This window comes from Ruegeria sp. BHSB196 (genome assembly GCF_059613135.1).
In genome coordinates this window covers 1-16452 of sequence record NZ_JBXWRY010000034.1, presented here as the reverse complement: position 1 = coordinate 16452, position 16452 = coordinate 1, and the positions used below count along the sequence as shown (strand labels likewise).

The 16452-nt window shown below is 64.7% G+C and carries 13 protein-coding genes; 9 read left to right on the top strand and 4 right to left on the bottom strand.

Annotated features, from left to right (window positions below; translation table 11 throughout):
- The first annotated feature begins 90 nt into the window (after positions 1–90).
- The 7 genes from pdxR to AC2FNJ_RS15325 all read left to right on the top strand — a co-directional run bounded on the left by pdxR (position 91) and on the right by AC2FNJ_RS15325 (position 10181).
- The gene (gene pdxR, locus AC2FNJ_RS15355; protein ID WP_496765465.1) at positions 91–1551 is read left to right on the top strand and encodes a MocR-like pyridoxine biosynthesis transcription factor PdxR; all 1461 of its coding nucleotides are present in this window, start codon (positions 91–93) and stop codon (positions 1549–1551) included.
- A gap of 129 nt (positions 1552–1680) precedes the next feature.
- Positions 1681–3459, top strand: coding sequence for a sulfoacetaldehyde acetyltransferase (gene xsc, locus AC2FNJ_RS15350; RefSeq protein ID WP_496765464.1), 1779 nt, complete (start codon positions 1681–1683; stop codon positions 3457–3459).
- Positions 3460–3570: 111 nt separating this feature from the next.
- Positions 3571–4515, top strand: coding sequence for a phosphate acyltransferase (locus tag AC2FNJ_RS15345; RefSeq protein WP_496765463.1), 945 nt, complete (start codon positions 3571–3573; stop codon positions 4513–4515).
- Positions 4512–5579, top strand: coding sequence for an acetate/propionate family kinase (locus AC2FNJ_RS15340; RefSeq protein WP_496765461.1), 1068 nt, complete (start codon positions 4512–4514; stop codon positions 5577–5579). Before AC2FNJ_RS15345 ends, AC2FNJ_RS15340 begins: the two co-directional genes overlap by 4 nt.
- Positions 5580–5630: 51 nt before the next feature.
- A complete protein-coding gene (locus AC2FNJ_RS15335) occupies positions 5631–8447 on the top strand; it encodes a molybdopterin oxidoreductase family protein (RefSeq protein ID WP_496765460.1) in 2817 nt (938 codons plus the stop codon).
- Positions 8448–8559: 112 nt separating this feature from the next.
- Complete coding sequence (locus tag AC2FNJ_RS15330) at positions 8560–9309, top strand: 4Fe-4S dicluster domain-containing protein (RefSeq protein ID WP_496765458.1); 750 nt, start codon at positions 8560–8562, stop codon at positions 9307–9309.
- Positions 9309–10181 (top strand): dimethyl sulfoxide reductase anchor subunit family protein, encoded by an 873-nt coding sequence (locus AC2FNJ_RS15325; RefSeq protein WP_496765457.1) that lies wholly within the window; start codon positions 9309–9311, stop codon positions 10179–10181. Before AC2FNJ_RS15330 ends, AC2FNJ_RS15325 begins: the two co-directional genes overlap by 1 nt.
- Before the next feature lie 69 nt (positions 10182–10250).
- On the opposite strand, the gene dapA is transcribed toward AC2FNJ_RS15325, so the two are convergent.
- On the bottom strand, positions 10251–11123 hold the full coding sequence (dapA, locus tag AC2FNJ_RS15320; RefSeq protein WP_496765455.1) for a 4-hydroxy-tetrahydrodipicolinate synthase: 873 nt from the start codon (positions 11121–11123) through the stop codon (positions 10251–10253).
- Between the two features lie 137 nt (positions 11124–11260).
- Between dapA and AC2FNJ_RS15315 the strand changes: the two genes are divergently transcribed.
- On the top strand, positions 11261–13234 hold the full coding sequence (locus AC2FNJ_RS15315; protein WP_496765454.1) for a lytic transglycosylase domain-containing protein: 1974 nt from the start codon (positions 11261–11263) through the stop codon (positions 13232–13234).
- On the opposite strand, the gene AC2FNJ_RS15310 is transcribed toward AC2FNJ_RS15315, so the two are convergent.
- A complete protein-coding gene (locus tag AC2FNJ_RS15310; RefSeq protein WP_496765506.1) occupies positions 13208–14038 on the bottom strand; it encodes a DMT family transporter in 831 nt (276 codons plus the stop codon). The two genes, AC2FNJ_RS15315 and AC2FNJ_RS15310, sit on opposite strands and share 27 nt — an antisense overlap.
- A gap of 35 nt (positions 14039–14073) precedes the next feature.
- Positions 14074–14739, bottom strand: coding sequence for a tRNA (5-methylaminomethyl-2-thiouridine)(34)-methyltransferase MnmC2 (gene mnmC2, locus AC2FNJ_RS15305; protein ID WP_496765453.1), 666 nt, complete (start codon positions 14737–14739; stop codon positions 14074–14076).
- A gap of 55 nt (positions 14740–14794) precedes the next feature.
- Here mnmC2 and AC2FNJ_RS15300 point away from each other — a divergent pair, with 55 nt between their 5' ends.
- Entirely contained in the window at positions 14795–15829 is a 1035-nt protein-coding gene (locus AC2FNJ_RS15300) for an NAD(P)/FAD-dependent oxidoreductase (protein ID WP_496765452.1), read from the top strand.
- On the opposite strand, the gene AC2FNJ_RS15295 is transcribed toward AC2FNJ_RS15300, so the two are convergent.
- Positions 15821–16452 (bottom strand): HTD2 family dehydratase (locus AC2FNJ_RS15295; RefSeq protein WP_496765450.1); only part of this gene is annotated, 632 nt, incomplete at its 5' end. The genes AC2FNJ_RS15300 and AC2FNJ_RS15295 overlap by 9 nt on opposite strands.

Sequence of the window (16452 nt, the reverse complement as noted above, 5' to 3'; positions counted from 1 at the left end):
ATGGGATTGTCAACGGTGCCGCAACAAGAAAAATGATGCCGTCAGGTAAGTCCAGATTGTCCCTGATTTAAGTCCAACATAAGGTGAGGCATGGCGATATCGGTCGATACATTCTTTCTGAAATCCGACGGGCAGGGCACGCTGCAGGCGCAGATCCAGCAGATGATCGCCGAAGGGATACTGTCGGGTCGATTCCATGTGGGCGAAAAGCTGCCCTCGTCGCGCAAGCTCGCCAGCCATCTTGGGGTCAGCCGCATCACGGTGACTCTGGCCTATACCGAGTTGCTGGCCAACGACTATCTCACGTCAAAGGGGCGATCCGGATACTACGTGTCGGAAAACGCACCGGTTCCGCCGACCTACTCGCCCGTGGAGCGCGGCGAGGAGTCGGTGAACTGGGATCAGACCATTGCCCGACGGTTCTCGGGCGGGGACGCTTTGCCGAAACCGAAGGACTGGCGCGACTATCGCTATCCGTTCATCTACGGCCAGGCCGATCCGAGCCTGTTCGACCACGCCAACTGGCGGCTTTGCGCCGTGCGCGCGCTGGGGCACAAGGATTTCGCCTCATTGACGGCGGACTACGTGGATCAGGACGATCCGCTGCTCATCGAATTCATCGCGCGCCACACGCTGCCTCGGCGCGGCATCACCGCGCGGCCCGAGGAAATCCTGATCACGCTCGGCGCCCAGAACGCATTGTGGCTCGCTTCGCGCGTTCTGCTGGACGGCAACCGCAAGGCGGCCATCGAAGATCCGTGCTATTACGCGCTCCGCGAGTTGCTGGCCAAGTCCAACTGTCGTCTGGCGCCGGTGCGGGTGGACGTGGACGGATTGCCGCCGGACGCGGTGCCCGACGACACCCACGTCATCTTCACGACGCCGAGCCACCAATGCCCAACCACGGCCACCATGCCGATTGCGCGGCGGCGCGAACTGCTGCGCCGCGCGCGCGAGATCGATGCGATGATCGTCGAGGACGACTATGAGTTCGAACTGGCGTTCCTGGGCGCGCCCTCTCCTGCGCTCAAGTCGCTCGACGAGGACGGGCGCGTGATCTATGTGGGCAGCTTCTCGAAATCGCTGTTCCCCGGATTGCGGCTCGGCTACATCGTCGGGTCCGAGCCGTTCATCCGCGAAGCGCGCGCGCTGCGGTCGCTGGTGCTGCGCCATCCGCCGGGTCATGTGCAGCGAACCGCGGCCTATTTTCTGTCGCTCGGGCACTATGACGCCCAGATACGCCGCATGTCCAAGGCCCTGCTGGAACGGCGCAGGGCGATCGAAACGGCGATTGCCGAGCACGGTCTGACGGTTGCGGGGCGTGGGGCCTATGGCGGATCCTCGCTGTGGATGCGGGCGCCCGAGCACGTCAACACGGCGACGCTGGCCAATTCGCTGCGCAGCCAGAGCGTGCATATCGAGCCCGGAGAGACCTTCTTTTTCGGCGCGAACCGGCCGCGGAACTACTTTCGCCTCGGCTATTCGTCGATTCCCAGCGAAAGGATCGGTCCGGGAATCGAACGTGTGGCCGCCGCGATCGCGCTGGCCTGACGCATGCTCTGGACTTAAGCGGCCAGCCCGATTGGCCCTAACGCAGGCCGTGCCCACCGCCTACACCGATTGCAATCACCCGGCATCGCGACTCCGGGGACTCAATCATTCGGCTTGGAGTGCTCGCACATGAAGATGACAACGGAAGAAGCCTTCGTCAAAACGCTGCAAATGCATGGAATTGAGCACGCGTTCGGGATCATCGGCTCGGCCATGATGCCGATCTCGGACCTGTTCCCCAAGGCCGGGATCATGTTCTGGGACTGCGCGCATGAAGGCAGCGCCGGGATGATGGCCGACGGCTACACCCGCGCCACAGGTAAGATGTCGATGATGATCGCGCAGAACGGCCCGGGCATCACCAACTTCGTCACTGCCGTCAAAACCGCCTACTGGAACCACACACCGCTGCTGCTGGTCACACCGCAGGCGGCGAACAAGACCATCGGACAGGGCGGCTTCCAGGAAGTCGAGCAGATGAAGCTGTTCGAGGACATGGTCGCCTATCAGGAAGAGGTCCGCGACCCGACCCGTGTCTGCGAAGTATTGAACCGCGTGATCATGAAGGCCAAGCGCGCCAGCGCCCCGGCCCAGATCAACATCCCGCGTGACATGTGGACCCAGGTGATCGACATCGACCTGCCCGCCATCGTCGAATTCGAACGCCCCGCAGGCGGCGAAACCGCCGTGGCGCAGGCGGCCGAGCTGCTGTCGAATGCCCGCAACCCCGTGATCCTGAACGGCGCGGGCGTGGTTCTGTCCAAGGGCGGCATCGAGGCCTCGAAGGCGCTGGCCGAGCGTCTGGATGCGCCGGTCTGCGTCGGCTATCAGCACAACGACGCCTTCCCCGGCAGCCACCCTCTGTTTGCCGGCCCGCTGGGCTACAACGGCTCGAAAGCCGGGATGGAACTGATCAGCGAGGCCGATGTTGTTCTGTGCCTCGGCACCCGTCTGAACCCGTTCTCGACCCTGCCGGGCTATGGCATGGAATACTGGCCGGCCGAGGCCAAGATCATCCAGGTCGACATCAACCCCGACCGGATCGGCCTGACCAAGAAGGTCTCGGTCGGCATCGTGGGTGACGCCGCCAAGGTGGCGACCGGCATCCTGAACCAGCTGAGCGATACCGCGGGTGACGAGGGCCGCGACGCGCGCAAGGCAAAGATCGCCGAGACCAAGTCGCGCTGGGCACAGCAACTCAGCAGCATGGACCACGAGGACGACGATCCCGGCACCACCTGGAACGAGCGCGCACGCGCCGCCAAGCCCGACTGGATGAGCCCCCGCATGGCTTGGCGCGCCATTCAGGCCGCGCTGCCCAAAGAGGCGATCATCAGCTCGGACATCGGCAACAACTGCGCCATCGGCAACGCCTATCCGTCCTTCGAGGCAGGCCGCAAATACCTGGCCCCCGGCCTGTTCGGCCCCTGCGGATACGGCCTGCCGGCCATCGTCGGCGCCAAGATCGGCTGCCCAGACGTACCCGTTGTGGGCTTTGCCGGTGACGGCGCCTTCGGCATCGCGGTGAACGAACTGACCGCGATCGGCCGCGAGGAATGGCCTGCCGTGACCCAGATCGTCTTCCGGAACTATCAGTGGGGCGCGGAAAAGCGCAACTCGACCCTGTGGTTTGACGACAATTTCGTCGGCACCGAACTGGATACCAAAGTGTCTTACGCCGGTATCGCGCAGGCCTGCGGCCTGAAAGGCGTTGTTGCCCGCACCATGGACGAGCTGACCGCGGCCTTGAACCAGGCCATCAAGGATCAGATGGAGAACGGTGTCACCACGCTGATCGAAGCGATGATCAATCAGGAACTGGGCGAACCGTTCCGGCGGGACGCAATGAAGAAACCTGTCGAGGTGGCTGGAATCGACCAGGCTGACATGAGGCCGCAACAGGTGTGATCCGGTGACGGCGGGCGCGGACGAATGATCGCACGGCGCCCGCCCAACTCGAAAGCGCGGCAAGGAACGGTTATGGCTGTATCATCCGATTTCTCTGAACAAGGCATCGATATGAACCGCCCTCTCTTTCCGTTCCTTTCCAAGATTGCACCGACCGTTTCCCAGACCCTGCTGCGGCAGGCGCTTGCGCTTCCGACGCCTCGCGTGGCGCTGGTCAATGCCGCATCGCCGACGGCGCTTTCCGGAATTCAGGAAGCCGCCGCCGCCGGGTTGGCCGACCCCGTCCTGATCGGGGATCGAGACAAGATCGGCAGCACCGCCGAGGAGATCGGCTTCGATCTGTCCGGCATCCGGATCATCCACGCGCCGCACGCCGCCGCCGCCCCCGAAGCCGCGCGTCTTGCCCGCGCGGGCGAGGTCGATGCGATCATGAAGGGGCAGATCCATACCTCGACCTTTCTCAAGGGGCTGCTGCCGGCCTCCGCCGGGCTGCGGGATTCCGGGACACGCTGCGGCCACGTCTTTCACATCACCGCGCCCGGATCGGACCGGCCGCTTTTGCTTACCGATGCCGCGCTGAACGTCGATCCGAGCATCGAGACCCGCAAAGCCTGCCTGATCCACGCGATCCGACTTGCACAAATGGTAGGAGTGCCGCGCCCCAAGGCCGCGATCCTGTCGCCCAGCGAAGACCCGACACCGTCGATCCAGAACACCATGGATGCGGCCGAAATCGCCGCCTGGGCGAAATCGGCCCTGCCGGATGCCGAGGTGGCCGGCCCTCTGGCCATGGACCTGATCCTGTCGCGCGAAGCCGCCGCCATCAAGGGCGTCAAAACGCCGGTCGCGGGGGACGCCGACATCATCCTTTCGCCGAACATCACCACCGGCAACGCAGTGGTCAAGTTGATGGTGCTGGGCATGGGATGCTGTGCCGGCGGTCTGGTTCTGGGCGCCCGCGTGCCGATCCTGCTCACCTCGCGATCGCAGAAATCGGCGGCCCGCCTGGCGTCGGCGGCGCTGGGCGTGATCGCCGCTCATGGAGGCGCCGCATGATACTCGTGGTCAATGCCGGATCTTCCTCGATCAAGATCGAACTGTTCCGAGCCGACCTGACCTCGGTGCTGTCCGGCTCGGTAAGCGAAATCGGTGGCGCGGCGCGGTTGAAGGTCGGATCCCGCGCCGAACCCGTCCACGCGCCCGATCACGATACGGCCCTGAACGCGCTGCTTGCGAAGCTCGAAGCCGAAGGTCACGCCCTCTCCGCATTGTCGGCGGCCGGCCATCGCATCGTGCACGGCGGGACGGGTCTGACCCGCCCCGTGCGGCTGACGCCCGATGTCCTGTCGGAGATCGAAGCCTGTACGCCGCTCGCCCCGCTGCACAACCCGCACAACCTGGCCGCCATTCGGGGGCTGGCCACACGTCTGCCCGATCTGCCGCAGTTCGGCTCGTTCGACACCGCGTTTCACGCAACCAATCCTCCAGTCGCGACCGAATACGCCTTGCCCCGGGACGTGCGGGCAGAAGGGCTGCGGCGCTACGGGTTTCACGGTCTCAGCTATGCGTCGATGGTGGAGCACTTCGGTGACGACCTGCCGCGGCGCCTGCTCGGGCTGCATCTGGGCAACGGCGCCAGCCTGTGTGCAATGCGCGACGGGCAAAGCGTGGCAACGAGCATGGGATACTCGCCCCTGGACGGGCTGGTCATGGGCACCCGGTGCGGCGCGATCGACGGGATGCTGGTGCTGAGGCTAGCCCGCGAACGCGGCATCGAGGCCACGGACCGGCTGCTGAATCGGGAAAGCGGGCTGGCCGGGCTGGCCGGAACCAGCGACATGGCGATGATCCTGGACCGGGCGGATGATGCGGCGCGCTTTGCTGTCGAGCACTTCTGCTACTGGGCCGCCCGCCATGCCGGCAGCGCCGTGGTGGCGATGGGCGGGCTCGACGCGGTGGCGTTCACCGGCGGGATCGGCGAGAACGCCGCCGCCATTCGCGACCGGATCATGGAACACCTCGCGTTTCTGGGTCCGGTGCCGGTGCATGTCGTGCCCGCGGATGAGGAGCGTCAAATTGCACGCGACACCTTGCGTTTGATGGAGTTTTCTTTGGAATGACAGATGGCGCCAGTGAGCCGGGGGCGCTGCGGCCCCCAGGGGAGTAGACACGTGAACCGACAGCCAAAGCTCGACTTGTCTCCCAAGGTCTCGGACGAGATCCGTCGCACCACCTGCTACATGTGCGCCTGCCGCTGCGGGATCAACGTGCACATGAAGGACGGCAAGGTCGCCTATATCGAAGGCAACCGAGATCATCCGGTGAACAAGGGCGTTCTGTGCGCCAAGGGCAGCGCGGGCATCATGCAGGTCAACGCGCCGTCACGTTTGCGCGCGCCGCTCAGGCGCGTGGGGCCGCGCGGATCGGGCGAATTCGAAGAGATCGGCTGGGACGAGGCGCTCGACATCGCCGTTGGTTGGCTCAAGCCCATTCGGGAAAAGAACCCCGAGAAACTGGCCTTTTTCACCGGCCGCGACCAGAGCCAGAGCTTCACCAGCTTCTGGGCGCAGAATTTCGGCACCTGCAACTATGCGGCCCATGGCGGGTTCTGTTCGGTCAACATGGCGGCGGGTGGCATCTACACCATGGGCGGCGCGTTCTGGGAGTTCGGCCAGCCGGATTGGGAGCACACCAAGCTGTTCATGCTGTTCGGCGTGGCCGAGGACCATGACAGCAACCCGATCAAGATGGGGATCGGCAAGATCAAGGCACGCGGCGCACGGGTGATCGGGGTGAACCCGATCCGGTCGGGGTACAACGCCGTGGCCGATGATTGGGTGGGCATCACGCCGGGGACGGACGGGCTGTTCATCCTGTCACTGATCCACGTGCTGATGAAGGCCGGCAAGATCGACCTGGACTATCTGGGCCGCTATACCAACGCGCCGGTTCTGGTCAACGCGGCCGAAGGGCCGGAAAAGGGCCTCTTCCTGCGCGATGCCGACGGCAAGCCGCTGGTGATCGACCGGGTGACGGGTCAGCCCGCCGCCTTCGACACGCCCGGTGTGCGTCCCGACCTGTCGGCGGTCCATGAGCGCGACGGGGTTGTTCATCGCCCCGTCTTTCACCTGATGGCCGAGCGGTATCTGAGCGACGACTACGCCCCCGAGGCCATCGCGGACAAGTGCGGCATCCCTGCGGGCCGCATCCGCGCCATCGCCGGCGAACTGGCCCGCGTCGCCTTTGACGAGGCATTCGAGATCGACCAGGAATGGACCGATTTCCGCGGCGAAAAGCACAGCAAGATGATCGGCCGCCCGGTCTCGATGCACGCGATGCGCGGAGTCTCGGCCCATGCCAACGGGTTCCAGACCTGCCGTGCGCTGCATGTGTTGCAGATCCTGCTGGGAACGGTCGAGGTGCCGGGCGGTTTCCGCTTCAAGCCGCCCTATCCGAAACCGGTCGAAGCGCACCCGACGCCGCACTGCAAGGTCACGCCGGACTCGCCGCTCGACGGTCCGCATCTGGGCTTCGTGCGCGGCCCGGAGCATCTCGCGCTCAAGGCGGATGGCAGTCCCGCCCGCATCGACAAGGCGTTCACCTGGGAAAACCCGATGTCCAGCCATGGGCTTATGCATATGGTGATCTCCAACGCCCATGCCGGCGACCCCTACAAGATCGACACGCTGTTCATGTACATGGCCAACATGTCGTGGAACTCGACAATGAACACGTCCGGCGTGATCGAGATGCTGACGGACACGGACGAAAACGGCGACTACGTGATCCCGCATATCATCTATTCGGATGCCTATTCCTCCGAGATGGTGGCCTATGCCGATCTGGTCCTGCCCGATACCACCTATCTGGAGCGGCACGACTGCATCTCGCTGCTGGATCGCCCGATCTGCGAGGCGGATGCTGCGGCGGATGCGATCCGCTGGCCGGTGATCGAACCGGATCGTGACGTGCGCGGCTTTCAGACCGTTCTGATCCAGCTGGCCAACAAGCTGAAGCTGCCCGGCTTCACCAATGAGGACGGAACGGCCAAATACACCGACTACGCGGATTACATGGTGAACCACGAACGCAAGCTGGGCATCGGCCCGCTGGCCGGTTTTCGGGGTCCGGACGGAAAGGCGGTGGGGCGCGGTGGGGTGAATCCCGCGCAACTGGACCGTTACATTGAAAACGGCGGGTTCTTCGTCGCACACATTCCGGACGAGGCGCTCTACTACAAACCCTGGAACAGCGCCTATCAGGACTGGGCCGTTGCCATGGGACTCTATGACAGCCCGCAGCCCTACCTGTTTCAACTCTATTCCGAACCGATGCGCAAATTCCAGCTGGCCGCCGAGGGCCACGGCGACCGCCAGCCCCCGGATCACCTGCGCGCGCGCATCCGGGAAACGATGGATCCCCTGCCGATCTGGTACGAAGCCGACCAGACCGGAACTGAAGGCTTCACCATCAACGCGCTGACCCAGCGTCCCATGGCGATGTACCATTCCTGGGGCACGCAAAACGCATGGCTGCGCCAGTTGCATGGGCGCAACCCGCTCTATGTGCCGACCAAGCTGATGCGCGACCTCGGACTGAAGGATGGCGATTGGGCCAAGGTCAGCTCTCCGCACGGGGAAATCACTGTGCCGGTGATGGAGATGGCGGCGCTGAACGACAACACCGTCTGGACCTGGAACGCCATCGGCAAGCGCAAGGGGGCGTGGGCGCTGCAGCCGGACGCGCCCGAGGCGACCAAGGGCTTCCTGCTCAACCACCTGATCCACGAGTTGCTGCCGCCCAAGGGCGACGGCTTGCGCTGGGCCAATTCGGATCCGATCACCGGCCAGGCCGCGTGGTTCGACCTGAAGGTCAAGATCGAAAAGGCCCAAGCGCCGGCGGATGCCCGGAGCCAGCCGGAATTCGCGCCGATCAAATCCCCTGTCGGCACCGGCCCCAAGGATCTCGCATGGAAAGTCGGCAAATGATCCCGTTCGATCCTTCATCTGGCCCGAAATATCCCGGGGGTGAATTGAGCCGGCAGGCTCAAGAGGGGGCTGGCCCCCTCCCTGCCCCTGCCCGGCGAGGAGAGCTGACGACATGACCCAACTCCCCCCATCAACCGACCGCAAGATGGGCCTGGTCATCGACCTGGATACCTGCGTCGGTTGTCATGCCTGCGTGATCTCCTGCAAGGGCTGGAACACCGAGAACTACGGCGCGCCCCTGTCCGATCAGGACGCCTATGGCGGCAATCCCTCGGGCACGTTCCTGAACCGGGTGCATTCCTACGAAGTTCAGCCCGAGCACGGCCAGGCCCAACTGGTCCATTTCCCCAAATCCTGCCTGCACTGCGAGGACGCCCCCTGCGTCACCGTCTGCCCCACTGGCGCCAGCTACAAGCGGGTCGAGGACGGGATCGTTCTGGTCAATGAAAGCGACTGCATCGGCTGCGGCCTGTGCGCCTGGGCCTGCCCCTATGGCGCGCGCGAACTGGATATGGCCGAAGGCGTGATGAAGAAATGCACCCTGTGCGTGGACCGGATCTACAACGAAAACCTGCCAGAGGAAGACCGCGTTCCGGCCTGCGTGCGGACCTGTCCGGCCGGCGCCCGCCATTTCGGCGATCTGGGCGATCCGGACAGCGACGTGTCGAAACTGGTGGCCGAACGCGGCGGCATGGACCTGATGCCGGAAATGGAGACCAAACCGGTCAACAAGTACCTGCCTCCGCGGCCCAAGGACACGGTGGAGGAACAGATCGACATCCTCGCGCCGCTGCTCGCCCCGGTGGCGGAAGAGCCCAAAGGGTTCGTGGCCTGGCTCGACAAAGCTCTGGAGAAACTCTGATGCATCCGGCGCCGTCCGTCATCATCTTCACGACCCTGTCCGGGCTGGGCTTTGGCCTGCTGTTCTTTCTCGGGCTTGGTCTGCCGGCCGTGTCCGGACTGGTCGCCCTGGTGTTTTTTGCCCTGGCATTCGGGTTGTCTGTTGCGGGGCTGGTCGCGTCGACCTTCCACCTGGGCCATCCGGAACGGGCCTGGAAGGCCTTCACGCAATGGAAAACCAGCTGGCTGTCACGCGAAGGCTGGTGCGCGGTCATCGCCTTGCTCGTCATGGGGTTCTATGCGCTTGGCGTGGTCTTTCTGGGACAGCGTTGGGCCGTTCTGGGCGCGATCGGCGCGGTGTTTTCGCTGCTGACCGTGTTCACCACCTCGATGATCTACACGCAGCTTCGGGCGATCCCCCGCTGGAACATGAAGCTGACGCCGGCAATGTTCCTGTCGTTCAGCCTCGCCGGCGGCGCGTTGCTGAGCGGTCAGGTCCGTGCGGCGCTGGTGCTGTTGCTGATCGCGGCCCTGGTTCAACTGGCCTACTGGAAGCAGGGCGATCAGGCGCTGGCCCGATCGGGGACGACGCTGGGCACGGCAACCGGGCTTGGATCACGCGGCACGGTGCGCGCCTTTGAGCCGCCGCATACCGGCACCAACTATCTGTTGCGCGAGTTCGTGCATGTGGTCGGGCGCCGGCACGCCGCGAAGCTGCGCGCGATCGCGTTTGGGCTGGCTTTCGTGGTGCCGATCCTCTTGCTTCTGCTGCCCTTCAGCCACGTCTTCGCGCTGCTCGCTGTGCTGTCGCATCTGGCCGGCGTGGCCACCTCGCGCTGGCTGTTCTTTGCGCAGGCCGAGCACGTGGTCGGGCTGTATTACGGAAAGCGTTGAGCCAATCCCCGGTGTCGGGGCATTGCCCCGACGGCCAGGCGCATCTTGAAACAGCCGGGAAGTTTCGCGTCAGAGGAGACCGGCATGCGCCATCGCGGCGTCGATGGCGGCCTTGGTATCGTCCTCAAGCCCGGTCAGCGGCGAGCGCACCTCTTCGCTGCACAACCCCAACCGGCTGAGCGCGTATTTCGCGCCCACCAACCCCGGTTCGATGAAGATCGCCTCGTGCAGCGGCATCAGGCGGTCCTGATACTCAAGAGCCGCGGCATAATCCCCCGCGAGTGTCGCCTGTTGGAATTCGGCGCAAAGCTTCGGCGCGACATTGGCGGTGACGGAAATGCAGCCCACACCGCCATGAGCGTTGAAGCCGAGCGCCGAAGCATCTTCGCCCGACAACTGGCAGAACTCCGCGCCACAAAGGGCGCGCTGCTGGCTCACGCGGGTGACGTCGCCGGTCGCGTCCTTGACCCCGACGATGCGGGGAAGGCGGGCCAGCTCGGCCATGGTTTCAGGCGTCATGTCCACGACCGAGCGGCCGGGGATGTTGTAGATGATGATCGGAATGTCGGCGCAGTCGTGCAGCGCGGTGTAATGGGCAATCAGCCCGCGCTGCGTCGGCTTGTTGTAGTAGGGCGTGACCACCAGCGCGGCGTCGGCGCCCACCTGTTCGGCAAACTGGACAAAGCGGATCGCCTCGATCGTGTTGTTGGACCCGGCCCCCGCGATCACCGGCACGCGCCCGGCCGCGGCCTTGACCACCTCGGCGACGACGGTTTCGTGTTCCTCATGGGCGAGCGTCGGGCTTTCGCCGGTCGTTCCCACCGGAACGAGGCCGGTCGATCCCTCTCCGATCTGCCATTCCACGAGGTTCTTGAGCGTATCCAGGTCCAGCGCGCCGTTTCGAAACGGGGTGACGAGGGCTGGCATCGAGCCTTTGAACATGGAAATCGCTCCCTGTGTGTCAATGTTGCCGGGACTGGCCCGTCGAAATCGCAAGGCGAACGGATTGTGAGTTGATCCCGCCGCCGCACGGCTTATCGTGATTGGCTGTATCCTCGGTTCGTTGGGAAATGCAAGGGATGACGCGCGTTCTGACACTTCTATTGGCTGCGATTGCATGTTGCGCAACGCTGTTGGGGCCTGTGCGGGCCGGGGGCGCGGACGACCTGCGACTTGCGTTGGCGGAAATGCGCGACGAGAACTGGAACGAGGCGCTGCGGGTCGCGGGCGCGCGGGGTTCCGTCACGCGGGACATCATCGTTTGGCACTGGCTGCGCAAGGGGTTCGGGAGTTCGGGCGATGTGCTGGTGTTTCTGGAGCGCCGCCCGGATTGGCCCGGCCTGGACTGGTTGAGACGTCAGAGCGAACCGGCTTTCACCAATGCCGATCCCGACCGGGTGCTGGCCTTCTACCGGGACAACCCGCCACAGACCGCGGAGGGCGCTTTGAACCATGCCGTTGCCCTTTTGGCCAAGGGGATGCGCGGCGATGCAGAGGCGGATCTGGTCATGGCCTGGCGCACCATGCCGATGGGGCCGGGTCTGCAAAGGAACTATCTGGAGAACTTCTCGAAACTGCTCGAACCCCACCACGAAGCCCGCCTCGACCGGATGTTGTGGGAGGGCCACACCGTGAGCGCGAAACAGATGCTGCCGCTGGTCAGCGAGCCGCAGCGCAAGCTGGCTCAGGCGCGGATCGATCTGCGCGACATGGCGCCGGGCGTGGACGCGCGAATCGCCGCCGTTCCCAGGTCTCTGGCCGATTCTCCCGGGCTTGCCTTTGAACGCTTCGTCTGGCGAGACCGGAAGGAACTGGACGACAGTGCAATCGAGTTGATGCTGCAGCGTTCGACCGGACCGGAGGCGCTGGGAGAACCGGCAAAATGGGCCGAGGGCCGCAGCCGTCTGGCGCGGCTGAAGATGCGCGCCGGTGAAGACAAGAAAGCCTATGACATCGCCGCGCGCCATTTCATGACGCCGGATGCGGGCTATGCCTATGCCGATCTGGAGTGGCTCGCCGGTTTCGTCGCGCTGCGCAAGCTGGACGATCCCGCCACAGCCGTGCGTCATTTCCAGAATTTCTCGGAGGCCGTCGAATCGCCGATCTCCAAGGGCCGCGCCGGGTACTGGCTGGGTCGGGCCTATGCCGAATTGGGCGATGCCGACAAGGCGCATGAAGCCTATGCGATGGGGGCCGATCACCAGACATCATTCTACGGGCTATTGGCCGCAGAGCAGATCGGGCGCCCGTTCGACCCCGATCTGGCCAAACCGCGCCGTGCTCCGCACTGGAAAGAGGCGGCCTTTGCCGACTCCAGCGTGTTCGAGGCCGGACTGCTGCTGTTGAAGGCCGGCGAGCGCAACCTGGCGGAACGGTTCCTGACCCATCTGGTCGAAAACCTCGACCCGGTGCAGGCGGCGCAGCTTGGCGACATGGCGATCGAAATGGACGAGGCGCATCTTGCCGTGATGATCGCCAAACGCGCTGCGCGATCGGGCGTGGTTCTGCCGGCGGCCTATTATCCCCTGCACCCCGTTGCCGATCTGGGCTTGCCGATGGCGAAAGAAATGACACTGGCCATCGCCCGCCGCGAGAGTGAATTCGATCCCGTGGTCATCAGCGGCGCCGGGGCGCGGGGACTGATGCAGGTGATGCCCGCGACGGCCAAGATCGTGGCCAGGGATCTGGGCATTCTGGGCGGCCACAAGACGAACCGCCTGACTTCGGACTGGAGATACAACGCCAAGCTGGGCGCGAATTATCTCGCGGGCCTCGCTGCGGAGTTCGGCGGCAACGTGGTGATGATGTCGGCCGGATACAATGCCGGTCCGGGGCGGCCGAAGTCCTGGATGGAGCGGTTCGGAGATCCGCGAACCGGCGAAGTGGACGTGATCGACTGGATAGAACACATCCCCTTCTCGGAAACCCGGAACTATGTCATGCGGGTGGCCGAGAGCCTGCCGGTCTATCGCGCGCGCCTGGGCAAGAGCGCCCTTCCCATTCCGTTCTCGCAGGAACTTGTCGGATCAACGCTGCTGTCGTTCGCGCCATAGGGTGAACAGGCCCGCCGCGACGATCAGGGCGGCTCCGACCACGACGGCGGTCCTGAGGGTTTCGTCAAACACGGTGATCCCGAGGATCGATGCCCAGACCAGGTGAAAATACGCAAAGGGCTGGACCGCGCTGGCTTCGGCCATCTCATAGCACTTGATCAGCAGCCAATGCCCGGTGACACCGGTGATGCACAACAGCCCCATCCAGAGCCAGTCACGCCCGGTCATCGGTTCCCAGAACCAGAGACCGACCGCAGTCATCGCGACCGCGCCCGCGATGCCGGTCCAGAAGAAACTGGTCGCGGCACTGTCGCGGCGGGCCGCGTATCGCGTGAGCAGGCCGTAGAGCGCGAACATGAGCGCCGATATCAGCGGCACGATGGCCCAGGGGTTGAAGACGCCCATGCCCGGTTGCAGGATGATCAGAACGCCGATGCAGCCCACCCCGATCGCCGCCCAGCGCCGCCAGCCGACGCTTTCGCCCAGGATCGGGCCGCTCAGCGCCGCAACCAGTAGCGGATAGCAGATGAACACCGCCTGGCTTTCGATCAGGCCGAGAACCGTGAAGCCGAAGACCGCAACACAGATTTCGCCGGCCAGCAGAATCCCGCGAAAGATCTGCAGTCCGGGCTGGCTGGTCCGGGCCGCCGCCAGAACACCGCCCGAGGTTCTTGCCGCCAGCACGATGACGAAGGCCGCAAAGAACCAGTAACGGATCATCACCACCATGTAGGTGTTGTAGGCCCCCGCCAGGTGGCGCGAGATGCCGTCCTGCAAGGCAAAGACTATGGTGGCACCGATCATCAGGGCGATGCCCGCCGGAATGTTGTTCTGTTGCGTCACGCTTTGATGGCCCGCGTCATGTGTCTTTTGCGGCCATAGCCGGGGGACCGGGTGACGGCAAACCCGGCCGCCTCCAACCCCCGGCGGACGAAGCCCGCGGCGGCATAGGTAGCAGCCGTGCCGCCCGGCGCTGTGCGATTTGCGACATCGGCAAGCAAATCCGACTCCCAGAGCTCGGGATTTCGCGCCGGTGAAAAACCGTCGAGAAACCAGGCATCTGCCTGCCCGGACCATTGCTGCAATGTCTTGCGCGCATCCCCTTCGATGACGGTCAGGTGCAGTGTGCCCAGATCACAGCGGCCACCCGACCACGAGGACAGAAACCGTTCGCTCCACGGCTTGAGTTCCGGAAAGGCCTCAAGCGCGCGCGCCATGTCCGCAGGAGCCATCGGAAAGGCTTCAAAACTGGTGAATTGCAGCGCGCCGCTCTGGTTCGCCTTCTCCCATTCCGACCAGGCGGCAAGCATGTTGAGCCCGGTGCCGAAGCCCAGTTCGCCAATGTGAAACCCCGGCCGGAACCGTGCGGGCAAGTCGTTGCCGCCAAGAAATACGTGCCGCGTCTCCTCCAGCCCGTTCTGGAGAGAGAAATAGGGGTCGTCGAAACGGTCGGACACGGGGACTCCGCCGTCGGCCCAAGTCAGCCTGGCGTGCTGGTCTGCCATCGGAAAATCCTGTAGCTAGGCGGCGCGACACTGAACAAGCGGAAGGGGATTGGCAATGGTCGATGTGACGGTGCGCGGCGCCGGTATCTTCGGTCTCTCGATCGCCTGGACATGCGCGCGGCGTGGCGCGAAGGTTCGGGTCGTCGATCCCTTCGGACCGGGATCGGGATCAAGCGGTGGTCTGGTCGGTGCCCTGGCGCCGCATGTGCCCGAAAACTGGAACGCCAAGAAGGCGTTTCAGTTCGAAAGCCTGATCATGGCCGAACCGTTCTGGAAGCAGGTCGAGGCGACGGGCGGCGTATCTTCGGGCTATGCCCGTCTCGGACGCATACAGCCGCTTTCGGATGAGCGTGACCTGGACCTCGCCCGCCAGCGTGAAGTTTCGGCAGGCGACTTGTGGGCGGGCCAGGCAGACTGGCGGGTTCTGCCGGTGGCCAAATTGGGCGCCTGGTGCCCGCCCAGCGCGACGGGGTTCGTCGTGTTCGACACGCTGAGTGCTCGGATGCACCCCCGCCGCGCCTGTGCCGCACTGGTGGCGGCGCTTTCGGTCATGGGGATCGAAATCGCGCCTGAAGCTCGCGATGCGGGGCGCGTGGTTCACGCCACGGGACTGGCCGGTTTGGAGGAGTTGAACCACGCCTTCGGCAAGACGGTCGGAGGCGGGGTCAAGGGCCAGGCTGCGCTGCTGCGGTTTCATGCGGGCGACGTGCCCCAGATCTTCGCAGACGCCATCCACATCGTGCCGCATGCGGACGGCACTTTGGCGGTCGGTTCCACCTCAGAGCGGGACTTTGACGATCCGCATGCCACCGATGCCGCACTCGATGAGGTGATCGAACGCGCCATGCGGGCGGTGCCGGTTCTGCACGGCGCCGAGGTGATCGAACGCTGGGCCGGTCTGCGGCCCCGCAGCAAGAGCCGCGCGCCGATGCTGGGCGCGCATCCGCTCCATCCCGGCGCGTTCATCGCCAACGGTGGTTTCAAGATCGGTTTCGGTATGGCCCCGAAAGTGGCCGAGGTGATGGCCGATCTGATCCTGGAAGACAAGGATGCGATACCGGAGGACTTCCGGCCCGAAGCATCACTCTGACCGCGCCACCACCACGGCCTGCATGCATTGCCGCCCGTCTGGACCGCGCACCCAAAGATCACTTCCATTCCGGCACAGGGTCGCGGTTTCGAAATGCATCAGCGGCGAAGAGGCGCGGAAGGAAAACTCGGCCAATGGCCCGATCACGTCTTCCGCCAGAAGCATCAAGTGCTGCGCCAGCAAGGGACCGTGCACCACCAGACCGGCGTAGCCTTCGACTTCGCGGGCATAGTCCAGGTCGTAATGAATCCGATGCCCGTTGAAGGTGAGCGCCGAATAGCGGAACAGAAGCGTGGAATCGAACTCGACCTCGCGACGATCCGTCTCGTCGGTGCGTGCGCCAGGCGGTCGGGGGCGTGGCGCGTTCGGGTCGGGGTCTTCGCGATAGACGAGATCCTGCCACTCGGTGACACACAGCGTGCCTTGCTGACGGATCTCATGCTTCAGCGTGACAAAGGCCAAAGGACCGGTGCGCCCGGTCTTTTTCGTTGCACTTTCAAGCACCGAGCGCCGTTCCGCTTCGATACCCGCGCGCAGCGGCGCGGCAAAATGCAGGCGACCACCCGCCCACATGCGCCGCGGCAAACCCATGTCGGGGATAAGCCCGCCGCCGACCCTTGGAT

What these genes read in the sequence shown, in the direction of transcription:
- pdxR (WP_496765465.1), top strand. Translation starts at nt 91, where the DNA reads ATGGCGATATCGGTCGATACATTCTTTCTGAAATCCGACGGGCAGGGC.
- xsc (WP_496765464.1), top strand. Translation starts at nt 1,681, where the DNA reads ATGAAGATGACAACGGAAGAAGCCTTCGTCAAAACGCTGCAAATGCAT.
- AC2FNJ_RS15345 (WP_496765463.1), top strand. Translation starts at nt 3,571, where the DNA reads ATGAACCGCCCTCTCTTTCCGTTCCTTTCCAAGATTGCACCGACCGTT.
- AC2FNJ_RS15340 (WP_496765461.1), top strand. Translation starts at nt 4,512, where the DNA reads ATGATACTCGTGGTCAATGCCGGATCTTCCTCGATCAAGATCGAACTG.
- AC2FNJ_RS15330 (WP_496765458.1), top strand. Translation starts at nt 8,560, where the DNA reads ATGACCCAACTCCCCCCATCAACCGACCGCAAGATGGGCCTGGTCATC.
- AC2FNJ_RS15325 (WP_496765457.1), top strand. Translation starts at nt 9,309, where the DNA reads ATGCATCCGGCGCCGTCCGTCATCATCTTCACGACCCTGTCCGGGCTG.
- dapA (WP_496765455.1), bottom strand. Translation starts at nt 11,123, where the DNA reads ATGTTCAAAGGCTCGATGCCAGCCCTCGTCACCCCGTTTCGAAACGGC.
- AC2FNJ_RS15315 (WP_496765454.1), top strand. Translation starts at nt 11,261, where the DNA reads ATGACGCGCGTTCTGACACTTCTATTGGCTGCGATTGCATGTTGCGCA.
- AC2FNJ_RS15310 (WP_496765506.1), bottom strand. Translation starts at nt 14,038, where the DNA reads ATGATCGGTGCCACCATAGTCTTTGCCTTGCAGGACGGCATCTCGCGC.
- mnmC2 (WP_496765453.1), bottom strand. Translation starts at nt 14,739, where the DNA reads ATGGCAGACCAGCACGCCAGGCTGACTTGGGCCGACGGCGGAGTCCCC.
- AC2FNJ_RS15300 (WP_496765452.1), top strand. Translation starts at nt 14,795, where the DNA reads ATGGTCGATGTGACGGTGCGCGGCGCCGGTATCTTCGGTCTCTCGATC.